Below are 3,130 nucleotides of genomic sequence, written 5' to 3'. Positions count from 1 at the left end.
CTAGGGAGTTTTTTTTATACATAAGAAAAAAGTAAGTAGTAAATTACTACTTACCTTTTAAATAATGGTGCCGTTTATCGGAATCGAACTGATGACCTACTGATTACAAGTCAGTTGCTCTACCTACTGAGCTAAAACGGCATTGAACTATTTTGAGATATTAAGAAAAATCTCAAGTTAACAAAATGGTGCCGTCTATCGGAATCGAACTGATGACCTACTGATTACAAGTCAGTTGCTCTACCTACTGAGCTAAGACGGCATGTAATGGTGGAGAGGGAAGGATTCGAACCTTCGAAGACTGAGTCAGCGGATTTACAATCCGATCCCTTTGGCCGCTCGGGAACCTCTCCAATGTAATGGTGCCGTCTATCGGAATCGAACTGATGACCTACTGATTACAAGTCAGTTGCTCTACCTACTGAGCTAAGACGGCATATTTTGTTGTTAGTGGTGCTGATAGCGGGAATTGAACCCGCGACCTCACCCTTACCAAGGGTGCGCTCTACCACCTGAGCTATATCAACATCTCTATTTATAAATAAGTGGAGCAGGCAGCGGGAATCGAACCCGCATCATCAGCTTGGAAGGCTGAGGTAATAGCCATTATACGATGCCTGCAGTATTGAGAAATGGTGGAGAGGGAAGGATTCGAACCTTCGAAGACTGAGTCAGCGGATTTACAATCCGATCCCTTTGGCCACTCGGGAACCTCTCCACAATATTAAAACTTGTTATATAAAATCCTGTTGCTGTTAAGTAATTTTTTCTTTTCTTCCTTAACTCAACGAGGTCTATTATAGACGACTAAAGTTCTAAATGCAAGTGCTTTTCGAATAAAAAAATATTTTTTTTCTTAAAAGATTGTTTTTTAAGCTGCATTTTTTACTAATTTTTTCTAGATTTCTCCTTAAAAAATTTAATAAAACCATTTTTTAATCAAAAATTAGTTAAATACATGATAAAATAATTTCGTTTTTTTATTTTATCCCCATTTATTTGGGATTTATTATGCACACTAACTTAAATAATCATTTGTGTAAAGAATTCAAAAGTTTTGATCTTCAACAATGGGCTAACACCAGTGAGAGCAAATTACCGCTAGATATAAACGAATTAAAACCTTTATTAGGTTTTAATGAAAAATTAATTAGTTATGAAGAATTTAATGCTTCATATGCTCCATTAGTTAATTTAATTTTACAAAAATACCAAACATTTGTAAAAAAAGATACTAAACAAAAGACTCCTTTTATTATTGGAGTAACAGGTTCTGTTTCTGTAGGGAAAAGTACTTTTTCTCGTATTCTTAAAAAGGTATTAGAAAGTTACTTAGAAAAAACAGTACAAATTTTAAATACAGATGGTTTTATTTATCCATTGGAGTATTTACAGCAACATAACTTACTAATGCGCAAAGGTTTCCCTGAAAGCTATGATCTAGAATACCTATTAGAGGTATTATCTAATATAAGAGCGGGAAAGTTTACATACGCCCCTATCTATGATCATATCACTTATGATCGCAGTGAAGAAAGCTTAACCATTGATAATCCTGACTTTATTATATTAGAAGGCCTTAACGTACTACAAGTTTCTCCAGATTATCAAACTTCTCCTTTAGATTTCTTAAATTTTTCAATATATCTTGATGCTGATAATGAGCTTCTAGAGAAATGGTATATTAAACGTTTTAAGAGCTTTAGAAATAATTCTTTTAGAGATGAAAAGTCTTACTTTAAGCGTTACTCTGATCTAACAGATCAAGAAGCTGAAGAAAAAGCTAAATTTATTTGGGATACAATTAATGCTAAAAATTACGTTGAAAATGTAGCCCCAACTAAATCACGAGCTGATCTTATTATCACTAAAGGTGAAAAACACGACTTTATCAGATTTTCATTAAAGTAATTATGCAAGCTAAACTTTTTATTTTTAAGTTTGCTACTGAAGAATTTACTAACTTCTGGAATCAGCTTACCTTAAATGTTTTAGGTTTACCAGCTTATAGAGAACTACCGAGAACTGATCTTGGTAGACCTTTTCTTAAGAAGGCTCTAGAAGTACTTACAAGTCAAGCTCAAGGTGTATTTTCTGTAGAGAAAATCTTACAGAAACCATCGTATTTGATTGATTTTAATCTCTCAAACAGCAATGGTATAACAGCTATTTCTTTATTAATTGCTGATAAAGAATTTATACCTACTCCTTTGTTAGGTATCGATATTGAACCAAGTAAAACCAGCTTAAAGATCTCTGAGAAAGCTTTTCTTAAAAAGATTATACACCCGCAAAATTTAATTCATTATCAGAGCTCACAGCTAGCTAAAGAAAAAATTATTGCTGTTGAATGGATAACAAAAGAAGCAATTGTAAAAAGTCTAGCGAGTAGTATTTTTAGAGGAAATCGAATAAAATTTACCCCTAAAGCCATTGAAGAAAATATCTTTAGCATTACTGAGGAAAAAAGCAATAAGTATCATAACGAAGGTTTTGTATATACCTTTGTAAACTATACAGACATTAACTTCAGTATTTGCTTAAATAATATATCTATATTTAACGATCTAGAAATTTATTTTAATAACAAGAAATTAGCGCTAGACAGTTACACCAATCATTTTGATTTTTTATATAGCTATAACTCTGATAAAGCAAACTTAAATAGCTCTATTTTGCTATTTTCACATTTATATAGTCCGTAGAGTTTTACATTGCACAAAGCTAAAATTTAACATGAGCTAACCTCCACAATGCAGATGAGGTTAGCTCATGTCATTTGTTTATTATAAATCTTATCTCTTATTAATTAGAGTCTATTAGGCATACAATAAACACCTAGTAAACACTCTAGTGCATAAAGATATCCATCCTAATTTGCGGTGCTTTTTATACACTACAGACCTTAACCACTATTATAACAGTGTAAAATTGTTAATTTTGTAGCTGTAACTTGCTAACATTCAAGTATAAGCTCTTATCTAACAATGCGATTTTATAATCGAATGCTATTTCTATAGCAGATTAATTTTTCATAAATAGGGATTCCCGAAATTGATCATTTTCTCCTAAATAAATTACTAAATAACATTAGGTTACGTCGATTTCTAGCAGGGCAGACTGCCCTTCT

At 32.3% G+C, this 3,130-nt stretch carries 2 protein-coding genes and 7 tRNA genes; 2 read left to right on the top strand and 7 right to left on the bottom strand.

Features of this window, described 5'->3' with window-relative positions; translation table 11 throughout:
- Window positions 1-65: 65 nt before the first annotated feature.
- The 7 genes from CKF54_RS07740 to CKF54_RS07710 all read right to left on the bottom strand — a co-directional run bounded on the left by CKF54_RS07740 (window position 66) and on the right by CKF54_RS07710 (window position 718).
- Window positions 66-141: transfer RNA gene (locus tag CKF54_RS07740), tRNA-Thr, on the bottom strand.
- 45 nt (window positions 142-186) lie between these two features.
- A tRNA-Thr gene (locus tag CKF54_RS07735) sits at window positions 187-262 on the bottom strand.
- A 6-nt stretch (window positions 263-268) separates the two neighbouring features.
- Window positions 269-353 (bottom strand) — tRNA-Tyr (locus tag CKF54_RS07730).
- Between the two features lie 7 nt (window positions 354-360).
- A tRNA-Thr gene (locus CKF54_RS07725) sits at window positions 361-436 on the bottom strand.
- A gap of 15 nt (window positions 437-451) precedes the next feature.
- Window positions 452-527: transfer RNA gene (locus tag CKF54_RS07720), tRNA-Thr, on the bottom strand.
- A 19-nt stretch (window positions 528-546) separates the two neighbouring features.
- Window positions 547-621 (bottom strand) — tRNA-Gly (locus tag CKF54_RS07715).
- A gap of 12 nt (window positions 622-633) precedes the next feature.
- Window positions 634-718 (bottom strand) — tRNA-Tyr (locus CKF54_RS07710).
- Between the two features lie 293 nt (window positions 719-1,011).
- On the opposite strand from CKF54_RS07710, the gene coaA reads away from it, so the two are divergent.
- Both coaA and CKF54_RS07700 read left to right on the top strand, forming a co-directional pair.
- Entirely contained in the window at window positions 1,012-1,911 is a 900-nt protein-coding gene (gene coaA, locus CKF54_RS07705) for a type I pantothenate kinase (RefSeq protein WP_119525770.1), read from the top strand.
- Window positions 1,912-1,913: 2 nt separating this feature from the next.
- On the top strand, window positions 1,914-2,705 hold the full coding sequence (locus CKF54_RS07700) for a 4'-phosphopantetheinyl transferase superfamily protein (protein ID WP_119525769.1): 792 nt from the start codon (window positions 1,914-1,916) through the stop codon (window positions 2,703-2,705).
- Window positions 2,706-3,130 lie beyond the last annotated feature (425 nt).

Source organism: Psittacicella hinzii, from assembly GCF_003585885.1.
Lineage (GTDB): Bacteria > Pseudomonadota > Gammaproteobacteria > Enterobacterales > Psittacicellaceae > Psittacicella.
This window is presented reverse-complemented; position numbering and strand designations above follow the sequence as displayed.